The organism is Deferribacter abyssi (assembly GCF_049472655.1).
Classification (GTDB): Bacteria; Chrysiogenota; Deferribacteres; order Deferribacterales; family Deferribacteraceae; genus Deferribacter; species Deferribacter abyssi.
In genome coordinates this window covers 76,934-92,812 of sequence record NZ_JAQNCS010000008.1, presented here as the reverse complement: position 1 = coordinate 92,812, position 15,879 = coordinate 76,934, and the positions used below count along the sequence as shown (strand labels likewise).

Sequence of the window (15,879 nt, the reverse complement as noted above, 5' to 3'; positions counted from 1 at the left end):
TTATTATGGGAAGAATGAGGTTTTTATGTGATGTAGATAGATGTATAGATTGCAACGGTTGTGTTATAGCTTGTAAAGAAGGGCATCATGTTCCTGTAGGAATCAACAGAAGGAGAGTTATTACTATCAATGAGGGAAAACCTGGAGAAAAGAGCGTGTCTGTTGCCTGTATGCATTGTTCAGATGCTCCTTGTATAGCAGTTTGTCCCGTAGATGCTCTATATCAGAGAGAAGATGGAATTGTATTGGTGAATAAAGATGTATGTATTGGTTGTGGTTATTGCTTTTTTGCATGCCCTTTTGGTGCACCACAGTTTCCTAAAGGTAATTCTTTCGGTGCAAGAGGAGTTATGGATAAATGTACATTCTGTGCGGGTGGGCCTGCTGAAACGTTTAGTGATAAGGAAAAAAGATTGTATGGTCAAAACAGGATTGCTGAAGGTAAAGTTCCACTTTGTGCCGGCATGTGTGCTACAAAGGCGTTGCTTGCAGGTGATGCTGATAAGGTGGCAGATATTTACAGAGAACGTGTTTTTAAAAGAGGCTCTGGAGCAAATGCTTGGGGCTGGGATAAAGCTTACAAGAGAAAATAGAGGGGTAGTTACCCCTCTATTCAATTAAAGGGTGATGATATGTATAATAGATTGGTAGTTGTGGCTATACTTTTGTTTGTAATTGTGTCTTTTTCATTTGCATATTTTCACGAATATGAAAAATATAAGCTAGAGTATACGCAGAGCTATAGTGTCGTTTCTATTACAAAATCTTATAATGAGATTAGTAAAGTTTTTACGGGTAATTGGCAAAAGTTTGGTCAGAAGTTTACCATACTACAAAAAAAGTATTTTAAAATAGTGTATTTACTGCTGCTATTTGGTATCCCAGTCATTTTCTTGCTTCATTATCTTATTATTGGTCCTAAGGAGTTTAGTCACGAAGGTGATAAAATTCTTGTTTTTAATGTGTTCAACAGACTTGTTCATTGGATTACTGCTGCATCTTTTACAATTTTGATAATTTCAGGTTTGGTGATCATATTTGGTAGTTTTTTTGGTGGTGGTTCATTTGTAAGAATTATGCGTTACTTTCATGCACCTGCTGCTTTAGTATTTGTTCCTTTTGCAATATTGATGTTTTTAATGTGGGTAAAAGATATGATAATTGCACCTGGTGATATTACTTGGTTTATAAAATTTGGTGGTTATTTAAGTAAAAAAACTGATAATATAATGCCTGTTGGTAAGTTTAATCCAGGGCAGAAAAGTTGGTTTTGGCTTGCTACATTGGGTGGTATGGTAATGGGGTTTACGGGATATTATATTTTTAGTTTTGATACCAATGTAGATAATTTGAGATTGTTTGTAATTATACATAATATTTTAGGCATGGCAATGGTAGCAATGTTCTTTGTCCATCTTTATATGGCTATTTTTGCTATAAAAGGTTCCTTGAAATCCATGATTACTGGATATAAACACGAAGATGAAATTCGTGTATTGCACTGTAAGTATTATAAAAAGATTACGGGTAAGGAGTGTAGTAGATAATATATTCTGAGAGTGCTGGGCGCTTTTTCGATAAGCGCCTTAATCTTATAGAATAAGGATTGAAGTTATTACACTATAAAAAAAGTATTTAATGTTTGATATTCTTATAAATAATAGATTAATTCATATCCTGTTGTTTTCATTTTAAATAAAAGTGATATAGTAATTTTAAACATCTAAAATTGTTATAATACGTTATTACTTTAAACATGTTTTAAACGGTATTATTATATTATTATTTTTTGTCTGGAAAAATCGCAAAATTTTACCTATATTTCTTTGAAGAGGTGGCAAGTGGAAATATCATGTGCTATTCTAGCTGGTGGTCAAAGCAGGAGATTTGGTAGTGATAAGACAGTTGCAAAATTATATGGTTATTCTTTTACTGAGATACTTTCGATAAAATTGTCTAAAATAAGCAGTGATGTAATGGTTATTAGTAAAGATAACTCAAAATTTGATTTTAAAAAAAATGTTAGATTTATTAATGATGAGTTTGAAGCACAGTGCCCCTTGGTGGGGATTATTACTGCGCTTAAAAATGCGTTGAATGAGTGGGTTTTTATAACATCAGCTGATTCTCCACTTTTAAAAATAGAGTTTGTTAATTTACTTTATAATGATTTGGATAGTTATGATGTGTTATTGCCGGTTATTGATGGTAAAATTTATACACTTAATGGTTTTTATCATAAAAAAATTTTAAATATATTATTGGATTATTTTAAAAAAGGTACATATCGACTACTTGATATTTATCCTGAATTGAACATATTTTACTTTGATGATGTTGAAAAAATCAAAAAGGTGGATGAAGGGTTGTTTAGTTTTATAAATATAAACACAAAGGATGATTATGAGCAAGCAAAGAAAATTGCCGAAAAAATTGGTTTGGGAATTTAAGACAAAGATATATGATGTAGAAAGAAAATCGTATCAAAATAGTGAAAGGTATGTAATCAGAGAAGAAAGCTATAGAATTTTTATCAATGGAAAGAAATTTACATCTGTAATGCTTGTGCCTGAATATGAGAAAGAGTTTTTTTATGGCTTTCTTTTTACATCTCAACTTATTGATAGCGCAAAAGATATAAAAAGTTTTAGGATGTGTGAAAACAAAAATGCTTATGTATTTCTGGAAGAATATAAAGAATTTTCTTTTGAGAACAAATGGACAGTTACATCTGGATGTGGTGGTGGGAAAGTTTTGGAAAAAACTTACGATGGGTTTGAAAAAATTGAAACTGATTTCAAAGTTGATGCAGATAAAATTATAGACATGTATAAAATGCTTGAAAAAGAATCGTATCTTCATAGTCATACAAGGTGTGTGCATAAATCATATTTTTTGGGTAAGGATGGTTTTGTTTTTACTTGCGAAGATATTGGTAGACACAATACTATAGATAAGACAATTGGTGCTATAATGTTAAATAAAAGAAGTTATGACGGTGTTATATTGACAACAGGGAGATTAACATCAGAGATGGTGTTGAAGTGTGCTAGAGCAAAAATTCCTATCGTAGTTTCAAGAACAGCACCATCAAAAATGGGTATTGATATTGCAAAAGATGCGAATGTGACACTTATAGGGTTAACATCCACAAAGGGATTTACAGTTTTTACCAATGATTTTAGAATAAATTTTAATTGATTGGTTTTAAAAGTCCAACAATAATGGGTGATAGAAAATAAATATATTAAACAATATTAAGTTGTTATTTAAAATTTTAAGTTATTTGGAAGAAGGGAATAATGGAGTTTAAGCTTTTTTCTGAATATGAACCTGAAGGTGATCAGCCTAAAGCAATAAAAAAGATAGTGGAAAATTTTAATGCTGGAATTAATAGGCAGGTTTTATTAGGTGTAACAGGTTCTGGTAAAACCTTTACTATGGCAAATGTAATTAAAGAATTAAATGTTCCCACATTGATAATTTCTCATAATAAAACTCTTGCTGCTCAGCTTTTTGGTGAGTTCAAAAGTTTTTTTCCAGAAAATGCAGTAGAATACTTTGTTAGTTATTATGATTATTACCAGCCAGAAGCTTATATACCTACCACGGATACATATATAGAGAAGGATTCTTCTATAAATGAACATATTGATAGGATGAGACACTCTGCTACGAGAAGTTTATTAGAGAGAAGAGATGTTGTTATAGTTGCTAGTGTATCTTGTATTTATGGGCTTGGATCACCTGAGGCTTACTATGGCTTACTTGTAAGCCTTGAAGTTGGTGATGAAGTTAATCTAGAGGAGGTTATTGATAAGCTTGTGGAGATACAGTATGAGAGAAATGAGTATGATTTTCATAGAGGGACTTTTAGGTTAAAAGGGGATACTCTTGAAGTGTTTCCTTCCCATGAAGATAGTTTAGCATATAGGATTGAGTTTTTTGGTGATGAGGTAGATGCTATTTCTGAATTTGATCCTGTTACAGGTAAGACAATTAAAAATAGACCTAAAATTGCAATCTATCCTAATACTCACTATGTAACTGCTAAAATTACTATAGAGGATGCAATAAAACAGATTAAAATGGATTTGATTAAAAGAGTTCAAGAATTTGAGGATACTGGGAAGCTTTTGGAAGCTCAGCGATTAACTCAGAGGACTATGCATGATATTGAAATGTTGAAGGAGACTGGGCATTGCAAAGGGATTGAGAACTATTCAAGATATTTTGAAGGTAGAAAACCAGGTGAGACTCCTCCAACTCTGTTGAGTTATCTCCCTGAAGATGCTTTGGTGATAATTGATGAATCTCACATAACTATACCACAAATAAGAGGAATGTATCATGGTGACAGGTCAAGGAAGATGAATTTGGTGGAATATGGTTTTAGATTGCCTGCGGCATTGGATAATAGACCTTTAACATTTGAAGAGTTTTATCAAAAGGTTGGTAAGGTGTTATACGTAAGTGCAACTCCTGGAGAGTTTGAAATTGAGGATAGCAAAGGAATTGTTGTTGAACAAGTGGTTAGACCAACAGGTCTAATAGATCCAAAAATTAAAATTAGGCCTGCAAGAAATCAAGTTGATGACTTATATAATGAGATACTGGAAACTGTAAAAAATGGTGAGAAGGTTCTTGTTACGACGCTAACAAAAAGGATGGCTGAGGATTTGACCTCTTATTACAAAGAGCTTGGAATAAGGGTAGAGTATATGCATAGTGAAATAGATACCATAGAGCGCATAAAAATTATAAGAGATTTGAGGCTTGGTAAGTTTGATGTGCTTGTAGGTATAAATTTACTTCGTGAGGGGTTAGATATCCCCGAGGTTAGTTTGATTGCAATTTTGGATGCAGATAAAGAGGGTTTTTTAAGATCTGAAAAATCTTTAATTCAAACAATAGGAAGAGCTGCAAGAAATGTGAATGGAAGGGCTATTTTTTATGCTGATAAAATAACTAATTCTATGAAAAAAGCTATTGAAGAAACAGAGAGAAGAAGAAAAATCCAATTGGAGTATAATAAAAAGCATGGTATTACTCCTGAATCAATTAAAAGTAAAATCCATAATATCCTTGAAAGCATTTATGAAAAGGATTATTACACAGTGGACATGGATGATGATCTTGGAGTAATTCTTACTGGTGATAAAGAGAAAGACATTGAAACATTGGAAAAAGCAATGTATAAAGCAGCAGAAAATTATGAGTTTGAAAGGGCTGCGAAAATTAGAGATATTTTATTTGAATATAAAGGAGTATTGAAGTGAAAAAAAATTAAATTTACTGTTGATGGAATGGGTATAAAAGGTGGTTTTCTTTGAATGGGGTGTCCTGATGCTATCTTGGGATATCTTGCCGGGTTGCAGGATGTAAAAGAGATTTCATTTGATGTTAGAAATAGAGTGTTTACAGCTATTGTGAATGATAACTATAATAAAAGAGTATTGCAAAAAGATATTAATATAGTGTCGACGAAAGAAGGTAGAATCTTTACAGTGGAAAGTTATGAAGAAATTTTTTAAATACGCTTTTTTAGCACTTTTAATATTTGTATTTTTAGTAACATCGGTATTTTTTGTATATATTTACAAGCTCAATAGTGAGTTACCATCCATAAAAGAGCTTAAAAGCTTTAATTATAAACAGCCTAGTATAATTCTTGATATTAAAAACAGAACTATAGCTGAAATTGGTACAGAACGTAGATATCCGGTTCCACTATCAGTTGTACCTGAATATTTAAAAAATGCTGTTATAGCAGTAGAAGATAGCAGATTTTATGAACATGGCGGGGTGGATTTTTTAGGTATAGTGAGAGCTTTTATTAAGAACATTCGTGCTGGTAGGATTGTAGAAGGTGGATCTACTTTAACTCAGCAGCTTGTGAAGGTCCTTTATCTAACACCAGAAAGAAAATTGAAAAGAAAGGTAAAAGAAGCTATTCTTGCTTATAAATTAGATAATTATCTGACAAAAGATAAAATTTTAGAGATGTATTTGAATCAGGTGTATTTTGGAAGAGGTGCTTATGGTGTTGAGGCAGCGGCAAGGGTTTATTTTAATAAACATGTCAATGAGTTGAATATTGATGAAGCAGCTCTTATCGCAGGCTTACCAAAAGCTCCAGGTCTTTATGCACCTCATATTAATCCTGATAAAGCATTGAAGCGAAGAAATCATGTTTTGTATAGGATGTTTGAAGAAGGCTACATAAACGAACTGCAATATAAAGAGTTTTCTGAAAAACCTATAAAAATTGTACAAAAACCACCAAGGATGATAAAACATGCGGAATACTTTGTGGATTTTGTTATTCAGTATATCAAGAAGAAGTATGGGTTAGATATAAAAGATAAAGGTTATAAGGTATTTACAACATTAAATTTGGATTTCCAACTAGCTGCTGAAAAATCTGTTCGACAAAATCTTCTGAATCTTTCTAAAAGGCAAGGTTATTTTGGGCCTTTAGGGAATTTAACAGATATAGATTATAAAAAATTAAAGAAGACTTATCATTTTATAAATGAGCTTGGTTTTGATTTTGCTGTAGTTAAAAAAGTAGACAGATTCAAAGTTTTATTGGATGTTGACGGTAATAATGAAGTATTAAATCTCAAATATAACAAATGGGCAAAACCTTTTGGCTCTAACTTGAGATATTTGGATGATTTTAGAAAAATTTTAAGAGAAAATGATGTTATTTTGGTAAAGAGGTCTAAAAACAGATTTTACCTCACTCAGCTTCCTAAGACAGAAGGTGCATTGCTTTCTATTTCACCTGAAAATGGTGCAATTTATGCTATGGTTGGTGGCTTTTCTTATAATAGAAGTATGTTTAATAGAGTAATTCAGGCTAAAAGGCAAGTGGGGAGTCTTTTTAAACCAATTGTTTATTCTGCTGCAATTGAAAATGGATATAATATTAACACTTTAATTTATGATGCTCCTGTTATTTTGAGTAAGGGGAAGAATAAGGGTTACTGGAAACCTGAAAATTTTGAGGAAGAATTTTATGGCTATACATCTTTAAAAGATGCTTTAACACACTCTAGAAATGTAGTGACAATTAAACTTGCGGAAAGATTAGGTGTAAAGACTATAAAAGCTTATGCAAAAAAGTTTGGAATAACTTCTCCATTAGAGAATGATTTATCTATTAGTATCGGTTCTGGTTCGATTTCACTCATGGAAATGGTGTATGCTTATTCTACTTTTGCTAACCTTGGATTAAGAGCTCAACCTTATTTTGTTAAGATGATAGTTGACAGTAATAGTGGAGTTTTAGTGGAAGAATTTCCTCCAGACAAAGTTAAGGTATTAGAACCATCTACAGCACATATCATGTCGGATATTTTAATAAATGTTGTAGAAAATGGTACAGGAAGGAGAGCAAAAGTTATTCCTCGTATAATTGGTGGAAAAACAGGAACAACAAATGAATATCGAGATGCATGGTTTATAGGTGTTATGCCAAATATTATAACTGGAGTCTGGACAGGTTTTGATAATTTTAAACCTATTGGAAGACTCGAGACTGGTTCAAGAGCAGCTCTACCAGCCTTTGTATCTTTTACAAAATCAATTGTAGATTTTTTACCATTTAAGGAGTTCCCAGTGTCTATTGATGTTACATATTATAAGGTAGATTTAAATACTCACAAAATTACTGATAGTTATTCTACTGAGTTTTCTTTTGAACCATTTTTTGATAATAGTTCTAAAGATTTCATAGAAATACAATAATCGATGAATGTTGTAGATTTGTTTCCTTACATTAAAATAAATAAAGAGGGAAGTATTATTGATTTTAATAATGATGGTGAACAAATTTTAAACAAATTGTCTTTATCTGGAGTAAAAGACGTTGGTAATTTCCTGCTTAATAAAATAAAAGAAAATAAAAAATTGATTGCTATACAAAATAGTTATTACACATATAAAGCCCATTGTTCTGGTAATGTTTTTTCTGTGTTTTTTTTACCTTTAGATTATCTTGATATTAGTGTTTTTTTTGACATGGGGCTTTTGCAACATGAACTTAAAAACCCTCTTACAATTATTGACGGAACAATTCAATTAATGATGAAAAAAAGTAATGATGATTTTGTTATAAAATGTGCTGAAGTGATAAAGAGAGAGTGTTTAAGACTCCATGAATTTGTACAAAATTTAAGAGTATTTTCTGATTTAAATGTAGATTTTTCTAAAAATAATATGAATGAACTTATAAAGAAGCTTATTGATTCAATGTCAATGCTTTTTGCAGATATAAATTTTAAAGTAGAAATTGATCCTTCAGTGTCAGAATTTTACTTTGATTATCAAAAAATATATGTTGCACTACAGAATATTGTAAAAAATTGTTGTGAGGCTCAGAAAAAGGGAGATATTGTTTTGCTTATCCATATTGATCCTACTATAAAATTTCAGGATTCTGTAAAAAACAAGTTGTATCCTATGGTAAAAATTATTATAATCGATTCAGCTGGTGGAATGGAGCCGCAGGTGTTAGACAATATTTTTAAACCTTTTTATACTACAAAAAATAAGGGTATGGGATTAGGACTTTCAATAGCAAAAGAAATAATTACAGCTCATAAAGGTAAGATTGAAGTATCTAGTGAATTGGGAAAGGGTACAGTTTTTAATATATATTTACCTTATATAGCATAGTTTAAAAATAGTGCTTTTTTAACCTGAATTTTTTTACTAATTAGGAATGATATATTAGATTTATATATTATTTATGACGATTAATTTTATATATGATGAGATTATTGGGTGATTAATTTGGATAAGATAGGTAATATTTTAATTATTGATGATGAAGAGCATATTTTATGGTTATTAAATGAGTCTTTACAAGATGATTTTAATGTATTTTGTGCAAGAGACTCATTGCAAGCAGAACGATTTATGAATGATACTAATATTGATGTTTGTTTGATTGATTTATTCCTTGAAAATGAACATGGTTTAAATTTAATTGAAAGATGGAAAGATAAATATGATACGAAATTTATTGTGATTACTGCTCAAGACTCGAGTACATCGGTTATAGAGTCAATGAAAGCTGGAGCTGTTGATTTTATTTCAAAGCCCTTTGAACTAGATGAGTTAAAGGAAAAGATTATAAATACGCTAAATTTTCAAAAATGTGACATAACTTATCCTTCTGTGGAGTATGATTATCAATCAAAATCTAAAAAGATGCTAGAGATATATAAGCTGATAGGGAAAGTGTCTACCTCGAATATCAATATTTTAATTACTGGAGAGACGGGGACAGGTAAAGAGGTGATAGCAAGATTGATACATAAAAGGAGTATTCGTGCAAATAAACCGTTTGTTGCCATAAACATGGCTGCTATACCTCAGGAATTGATCGAAAGCGAGCTTTTTGGACATGTAAAAGGTGCTTTTACTGGAGCAAATAATGACAAAGCTGGAAAATTTGAAGAAGCTAATCATGGCACAATATTTTTAGATGAAATTTCTGAGATGGATATGAATTTACAGGTTAAACTTTTAAGAGTTTTGCAAGAAAGAGAGATTACAAGACTTGGCTCAAACAAACCTATAAAGTTAGATGTAAGGGTTATTGCTGCTACAAATAAAAACCTTGATGAATTGATAGAAAAAGGGAAATTTAGAGAGGATTTATATTATAGATTAAATGTGATAAATATAGAGTTGCCACCTCTGAGGGAGAGAAAAGAGGATATACCTATACTTGTCAGTTATTTTCTTCAAAAATATGAATATATCAAAAATAGGCAATTAAGTGTTAGTAATAGAGCTTTAGAAAAACTGATTGCTTATCACTGGCCTGGTAATATAAGAGAGCTTGAAAACGTTATACAGCATATGATTGTTCAGGCAGGTGGGGATGTTATTGATATATCTGATATGCCTGAGAAAATTTTATTAAAAAATTCATTCTCTGGTAACTCTATAAAAAAAGAGCTATATGAATTAGCTATGAAACTTATATCAGGTGAAGATAGAATAAATGGACATACTGTTTATGAAGAATATGTTAAAATAGTTGAAAGGCCACTTATAGAAGCAGCTCTTGAAAAAACAGGTAATAATAAATCAGCTGCAGCGCAATTATTGGGTATTAATAGAAATACTTTAAGAAAAAAAATTAAGGATTACGGAATTGAATGAGATAATTAAAAATGAAATAATTGAAATTTTGAAAAAATCTGCAAAACCTCTCAATTTTAATCAAATCTTATATATGGCAGGGGTAGAGAAAAAAGTTTTACGGAAGATACTTAGAACCCTTATAATAGAAGGTAAAATAATCAAATTTAAAAATGGCAAATATGCTCCTTGTGAGGTATTAGACCTTATAATTGGAACAATTGATGGTCATCCTGATGGTTATGCTTTTTTATTACCAGAGGATAAAGAGCTTGAAGATGTGTTTATTCCACCTAAGAAACTTAATGGTGCAGTTCATGGAGATAAAGTTACTGCAAAAATAATAGAATTTAGGGGAAAAAAAGAGGCTCATGTAGTTAAAGTTATCGAGAGAGGATTTAAAAGAGTTGTTGGTAGAATTGAAAAATCTAAATATTTTGCATATGTGATACCTTATGAAAAGAAGTTTTTTTATGATATTTATATCCCAAATAAATACGCCAAGAAATTGAAAGATGATGATGTAGTAATTTGTGAGATAATAAAGTATCCAGATAAAGGTAAGAATCCCGAAGGTAAAATCAAGAAAGTACTTGGGAATTTGTATGATAAAGGGATTGAGAATAAAATAGTATTGGCTAAATATGATTTACATATAAGTTTTCCTAAAAGTGTTAAAAGAGAGGTGAAAGAAACGGCAGATTTTTATTTTAAAAATGCAGGAGAGCGCACAGATTTTACAAAGCTTTTTACTGTTACAATTGATGGTGAAGATGCTAGAGATTTTGACGATGCGATATCGATTGAGAAGATAGATGATGGTTATATCCTTTATGTTCATATTGCTGATGTAGCTCATTATGTAAGGCCTGGGACAAATATTGATAAAGAAGCTTACAATAGAGGCACAAGTGTTTATTTCCCTGAATTTGCGATACCAATGTTGCCAGAAAAACTTTCTAATGAACAGTGTTCATTAATGCCTAATGTAAAGCGTCTTACTATGACTGTAAAAATTGAATATGATAGTGAAGGGAATAGGAAAAAAACGTCATTTTATCAGTCTGTTATTAAAAGTAATTATAGATTAACTTATGATTATGTAAATGATTTAATTGAAGGAAAAGAAGAGACCGATGATAAAAAGTTAAAGTATCTTGTGGAAGTTAGCAAAGAATTGACAGATAAATTGATAAGAAAAAGAAAAAGAATAGGAATGATAGATTTTGATTTACCTGAAGCCACTTTTGTATTTGATGATGATGGTGATTTGATAGATATTATTCCTTTTGAACGCAAATTTTCTCACAGAATCATAGAAAACTTTATGATAGAAGCTAACGAAGTTGTTGCTGAATATTTGGAAAAACATGTTGATGTTTCAGTGTTTAGAGTGCATGATTATCCAGATGCTAAAAAGATAAAAGAGTTTATTAAAATGTGTCACTTTTTTGGTGTTGATGTGTTGACTCCTGATGAAATAACTCCAGAATCAGTTCAAAAGATTGCAGGAATGGTAAATGAGTCAAAATATGGATATGTGCTAGGTTCTATGCTCGTTAGGACAATGCAGAAAGCTGTTTATTCTATAGATAATATAGGACATTTTGGATTAGCATCTGAGTCATATACTCATTTTACAAGCCCTATCAGAAGGTATCCTGATTTGCTTGTTCATAGAATTTTAAAAACGTTGTTATTTAAATATGATTACAAACTAAATAAGGAATATTTAAATAAGGCAGCTGAGCATTGCTCTAAAATGGAGCAAAATGCTGAAAGTGCTGAAAGAGAGATTCATCAGTATAAAAAACTTAAATTTTTACTTGAAAATAGGGATAAAGTTTTTGATGCTTTTATAAATCGTATTTCTTCAAACGGTTTTTTTGTTTTTATTGAAAAGCTTTTATTAACAGGGTTTATACATATTTCTTCTTTGGATAATGATTATTATGTTGTTGATATAGATACAAATACAATTTTTGGTAAAGTGTCTGGTAGGAAATACAGAGTAGGAGATTTTGTTAAAGTAAAAGTTGATAAAGTCAATTTTGATTATCTTGAAGTTGATTTTATTTTGGCCGAATAAATGACTTGTCAAGAAAAGTTGAGTCAATTATATAATAAAAAAGTTGCTGGTATAGCTCAGTCGGTAGAGCAACGGATTCGTAATCCGTAGGTCGCCGGTTCAAGTCCGGCTACCAGCTTTTTTTACAAAAACTAAAATAATATTTGACTTACTATCCTTAACCTGCTAGTCTACATACATGAGCGCTATGCTCTGTAACAAATTTTTGAGGTGAGTTTATGAGTAAGACAGGAACAGTTAAGTGGTTTAACGACTCTAAGGGGTATGGTTTTATTACCAGCTCCGAAGGTAACGATGTGTTTGTCCATTTCACAGCTATTAAAATGGACGGGTTTAAAAGCCTTAAAGAAGGTGATCAAGTTCAGTTTGACATCGTTGAAGGGCCTAAAGGTCCACAGGCCTCCAATGTTGTAAAAATATAAGCAACATAAGGTAGGTTGAGTATTACACCCGGTATCACTTATGTGATGCCGGGTTTTTTTGTGTCTATTTTCTGAAAAAGATATTTAAAATTAATGTTAAGATAACACTAATTATTATTGAAGTAACAATTGGAAAGTAAAATGTAAAATTACCTTTTTTGTAATAAATATCACCTGGTAATCTTCCAAGGTTAAAAAATCCTGGTATTTTGTTGGAAAAAATAAGAATAATACCAATTATTATAAAAATAATACCAAAAATTAGCAAGCTTTTACCAAGCTCACTTAATGGGTTCATTGTTCACCTCACTTGATTGTATTTCTTTTAATTTATTAAATCTTCTAGAGAGTTGTTTTTTATACCTTTCTTCTTCACTGTAGATACATCCACAATACTGTTGTCTGTAAAGTTTTAATTCTTTAGATTTTTCGATTCCTTCATTCCATCCTTCTCTAAAGTCATAGTAAAAAAAATCTATTTTATATTTATAAGATAAATTTTCACAGATATCTATAATCAGTTGGTGATTTTGATATTTACTGTATAAAAGTGTGGTGGTAAATGCGTCGAAATTACCATTTTTAGCTATTTTAACAGTCTTTTCAATTCTCATATAATAACAGTAATTGCATCTTTTTGATTCTCTATATACTACATTTTGCGCAAACTCTTTTAATCCATATGTTTCATCTACTATAGTTTTAATTCCTTCGATACTGTTAAAATACCAAACATTTTCGAGTCTTTTGTAAAATTCTTCTACGGGATGAATATTTGGATTATAAAAAAAACCATATATTTCAAAATGATTATTTTTTAAAATTTTCAAAGGATATATTGAACAGGGAGCACAACATTGATGTAGAAGCAGTTTCATTTTATTCATCTATATCCTTTATTTTTAAAAAAGGTTTTATAATATCCATGGGTATGGGAAACAGAATTGTTGAATTTTTTTCTGAAGCAATTTCATTTAAGGTTTGTAAGTACCTAAGTTGGAGAGTAACAGGGCTTCTGGCCATTATTTCACTTGCCTGAGTTAACCTTTCAGCAGATTGAAGTTCACCATCTGCATGAATGATTTTTGCCCTTCTTTCTCTTTCTGCTTCTGCCTGTCTTGCCATTGCTCTTTGCATTTCTTGTGGTAAATCTATATGTTTTATTTCTACGGCACTAACTTTTACTCCCCAAGGGTCGGTATGTTTATCTATTACAGATTGGAGCTCAATGTTAATTTTTTCTCTGTTGGATAATAAATCATCAAGTTCAAATTGTCCTAATATACTTCTGAGTGTAGTTTGTGAGATTTGACTAGTGGCATAGTAAAAATCTTCTACTTCTAAGACAGCTTTTTCGGGGTGTAAAACTCTAAAATAAACTACAGCATTTACTTTAACTGAAACATTGTCTTTAGTAATGACATCTTGTGGAGGTACATCCATTACAAATGTTCTAAGATTTATTTTTACCATTTTTTCAATAAGTGGTATAAGAATTATTAAACCTGGACCTCTAACGCTAACAAATCTACCCAATCTAAAAACAACACCTCTTTCATATTCTTTTAAGATTTTTATTGTGTTTGCAATTAATAAAATAATCAATATAAATATTACAGTTATTAGGTTAAACATATTGACCTCCGAATATTTATCCATTATATATTCACACTTAATATATAAAAATTGATTATAAATAAAAAGAGTTTTTTTAGTTTAGGAGTAAAGAATGGTAAAAAGCATGACTGGTTACGGTAAAGTTTTAGTTAGTGATGATTTATGTGATGTGAAAGTGGAGATTAGAACTTTAAACAGTAAGTTTTGTGATATAAACATGCGAATTCCTCGTCAGTATATGTTTATTGAAATAACTTTGAGAAATTTAGTTAAAGAAGCTTTAAAGAGGGGTAAAGTAGATGTTTATATAGAAATAAATCCTAAGAAAGTGATTAATATTCCTGTTTTAAATAGAAATTTACTTTCTTCTTATATATCAATTTTGAGACAACTTCAGATGGAGAGTGAAATTATAGATGATATTAGAATAGATCATATTTTAAAATTTCAGGATGTTATAAACTATGAAGATCAAGAGGAATTATATAGTGAAATAGGGAATCTAATAATCAAAGGAATAAAAGAGTGTCTTGTTAAGGTCGATAAAATGAGGGGGATTGAAGGAGAATCTCTTAAGAAGGATATATTAAAAAATACTAGTGAAATTAAATCTATTGTAAAAAAAATTGAGGAAAAAGCAAACCAAAACTTTGATGTTCAATATAAAAGAATTGTTGAGAGATTAAAAGATTTGGAGATAGATGTTGATGAAGATAGGTTAATGCAAGAAGTTGCTCTTATGGCTGAACGATCTGATATCAATGAAGAAATAGTAAGGATTTATTCTCATTTAAATCAGATTAAAAGTGTTTTAGATTCTGAAGATGAAGTTGGTAAAAAACTTGATTTCTTAGCTCAAGAATTGCATAGAGAATTTAATACTATTGGCTCAAAAGCTTTGTTGTCAGATATAAAGAATAATGTTATTAAAGGAAAAGTGGAAATTGACAAAATAAGAGAGCAGGTGCAGAATCTTGTATAAAGGTAAGCTTTTTGTAATTAGTGCCCCAAGTGGTGCAGGTAAAACATCTTTATGTAACAAGTTGCTCGCAAAATATCCAAAAAGATTGCGGTATTCAATTTCTTTTACTACTAGGGAACCACGGGTTGGAGAAGTGAATGGTGAGGACTACTTTTTTATTGATGAAAAAGAATTTAAGAAAATGGTTGATAGTGGAGAATTTCTAGAATGGGCTGTAGTGCATGGAAATTATTATGGTACATCGAAAAAGGTTATAGAAAATTTTATAAAGGATGGTTTTGATGTAATTTTGGATATTGATCCTCAGGGAGCCAGACAGATAAAAAGTAAATTTAATGATGCCATTTTTATTTTTATTATTGCTCCTAGTTTAAAAGAATTAAGGAATAGGCTAATAAATCGAAGGACTGAAAGTATGGAGAAAATTAATTTGAGATTGAAAAATGCCCTTAAAGAGATTAAGTTCTTTAAAATGTATGATTATTTGATTATAAATAGGTTTTTAAATGTAGCGTTTGAGGAGCTTGATGCAATTTATAAGGCTGAGCATCTAAAAACTAGGGATATAGATGATATAGAAAAAATTATAGATTTGGAGGTTTAAT

16 protein-coding genes and 1 tRNA gene are annotated in these 15,879 nt (G+C 30.6%); 14 read left to right on the top strand and 3 right to left on the bottom strand.

All coding sequences use genetic code 11. From position 1 onward, the window contains the following. Positions 1 to 5 precede the first annotated feature (5 nt). The 12 genes from fdh3B to OWK30_RS06075 all read left to right on the top strand — a co-directional run bounded on the left by fdh3B (position 6) and on the right by OWK30_RS06075 (position 12,675). A complete protein-coding gene (fdh3B, locus tag OWK30_RS06130) occupies positions 6 to 593 on the top strand; it encodes a formate dehydrogenase FDH3 subunit beta (protein WP_423324596.1) in 588 nt (195 codons plus the stop codon). 39 nt (positions 594 to 632) lie between these two features. Then, entirely contained in the window at positions 633 to 1,547 is a 915-nt protein-coding gene (locus tag OWK30_RS06125; RefSeq protein ID WP_423324594.1) for a formate dehydrogenase subunit gamma, read from the top strand. Positions 1,548 to 1,841: 294 nt separating this feature from the next. Then, positions 1,842 to 2,450 carry a molybdenum cofactor guanylyltransferase gene (mobA, locus tag OWK30_RS06120; RefSeq protein ID WP_423324592.1) on the top strand — a complete coding sequence of 203 codons (609 nt, stop codon included), beginning with the start codon at positions 1,842 to 1,844 and terminating at the stop codon, positions 2,448 to 2,450. Next, a complete protein-coding gene (gene fdhD, locus OWK30_RS06115) occupies positions 2,404 to 3,201 on the top strand; it encodes a formate dehydrogenase accessory sulfurtransferase FdhD (RefSeq protein ID WP_423324590.1) in 798 nt (265 codons plus the stop codon). Before mobA ends, fdhD begins: the two co-directional genes overlap by 47 nt. 98 nt (positions 3,202 to 3,299) lie before the next feature. Beyond that, positions 3,300 to 5,279: an excinuclease ABC subunit UvrB gene (gene uvrB / locus OWK30_RS06110; protein WP_423324625.1), complete on the top strand. Its 1,980-nt coding sequence runs from the start codon at positions 3,300 to 3,302 to the stop codon at positions 5,277 to 5,279. A 54-nt stretch (positions 5,280 to 5,333) separates the two neighbouring features. Continuing rightward, positions 5,334 to 5,534: a hypothetical protein gene (locus OWK30_RS06105; protein ID WP_423324588.1), complete on the top strand. Its 201-nt coding sequence runs from the start codon at positions 5,334 to 5,336 to the stop codon at positions 5,532 to 5,534. Beyond that, on the top strand, positions 5,518 to 7,755 hold the full coding sequence (locus OWK30_RS06100) for a penicillin-binding protein 1A (protein ID WP_423324586.1): 2,238 nt from the start codon (positions 5,518 to 5,520) through the stop codon (positions 7,753 to 7,755). Before OWK30_RS06105 ends, OWK30_RS06100 begins: the two co-directional genes overlap by 17 nt. Positions 7,756 to 7,758: 3 nt before the next feature. Further along, positions 7,759 to 8,685 (top strand): two-component system sensor histidine kinase NtrB, encoded by a 927-nt coding sequence (locus OWK30_RS06095; RefSeq protein WP_423324584.1) that lies wholly within the window; start codon positions 7,759 to 7,761, stop codon positions 8,683 to 8,685. A gap of 108 nt (positions 8,686 to 8,793) precedes the next feature. After that, positions 8,794 to 10,185: a sigma-54-dependent transcriptional regulator gene (locus OWK30_RS06090; protein WP_423324583.1), complete on the top strand. Its 1,392-nt coding sequence runs from the start codon at positions 8,794 to 8,796 to the stop codon at positions 10,183 to 10,185. Beyond that, on the top strand, positions 10,178 to 12,253 hold the full coding sequence (gene rnr / locus OWK30_RS06085; RefSeq protein ID WP_423324581.1) for a ribonuclease R: 2,076 nt from the start codon (positions 10,178 to 10,180) through the stop codon (positions 12,251 to 12,253). Before OWK30_RS06090 ends, rnr begins: the two co-directional genes overlap by 8 nt. 45 nt (positions 12,254 to 12,298) lie before the next feature. Then, positions 12,299 to 12,371 (top strand) — tRNA-Thr (locus OWK30_RS06080). Positions 12,372 to 12,471: 100 nt separating this feature from the next. Continuing rightward, complete coding sequence (locus tag OWK30_RS06075; protein WP_149266525.1) at positions 12,472 to 12,675, top strand: cold shock domain-containing protein; 204 nt, start codon at positions 12,472 to 12,474, stop codon at positions 12,673 to 12,675. Positions 12,676 to 12,739: 64 nt separating this feature from the next. Here the strand turns inward: OWK30_RS06075 and OWK30_RS06070 are convergent, their stop codons facing one another. The 3 genes from OWK30_RS06070 to OWK30_RS06060 are packed head-to-tail and all read right to left on the bottom strand — an operon-like array spanning position 12,740 to position 14,310. Continuing rightward, a complete protein-coding gene (locus OWK30_RS06070; RefSeq protein WP_423324578.1) occupies positions 12,740 to 12,973 on the bottom strand; it encodes a DUF2905 domain-containing protein in 234 nt (77 codons plus the stop codon). Next, on the bottom strand, positions 12,957 to 13,562 hold the full coding sequence (locus OWK30_RS06065) for an epoxyqueuosine reductase QueH (RefSeq protein WP_423324576.1): 606 nt from the start codon (positions 13,560 to 13,562) through the stop codon (positions 12,957 to 12,959). The genes OWK30_RS06070 and OWK30_RS06065 overlap by 17 nt, the downstream gene beginning before the upstream one ends. Then, on the bottom strand, positions 13,555 to 14,310 hold the full coding sequence (locus OWK30_RS06060) for a slipin family protein (RefSeq protein ID WP_423324575.1): 756 nt from the start codon (positions 14,308 to 14,310) through the stop codon (positions 13,555 to 13,557). Before OWK30_RS06060 ends, OWK30_RS06065 begins: the two co-directional genes overlap by 8 nt. 94 nt (positions 14,311 to 14,404) lie before the next feature. Between OWK30_RS06060 and OWK30_RS06055 the strand changes: the two genes are divergently transcribed. Both OWK30_RS06055 and gmk read left to right on the top strand, forming a co-directional pair. Continuing rightward, entirely contained in the window at positions 14,405 to 15,274 is an 870-nt protein-coding gene (locus OWK30_RS06055) for a YicC/YloC family endoribonuclease (protein WP_423324573.1), read from the top strand. Then, a complete protein-coding gene (gmk, locus tag OWK30_RS06050; RefSeq protein WP_423324571.1) occupies positions 15,267 to 15,878 on the top strand; it encodes a guanylate kinase in 612 nt (203 codons plus the stop codon). The genes OWK30_RS06055 and gmk overlap by 8 nt, the downstream gene beginning before the upstream one ends. The last annotated feature ends 1 nt before the right edge of the window (position 15,879 follow it).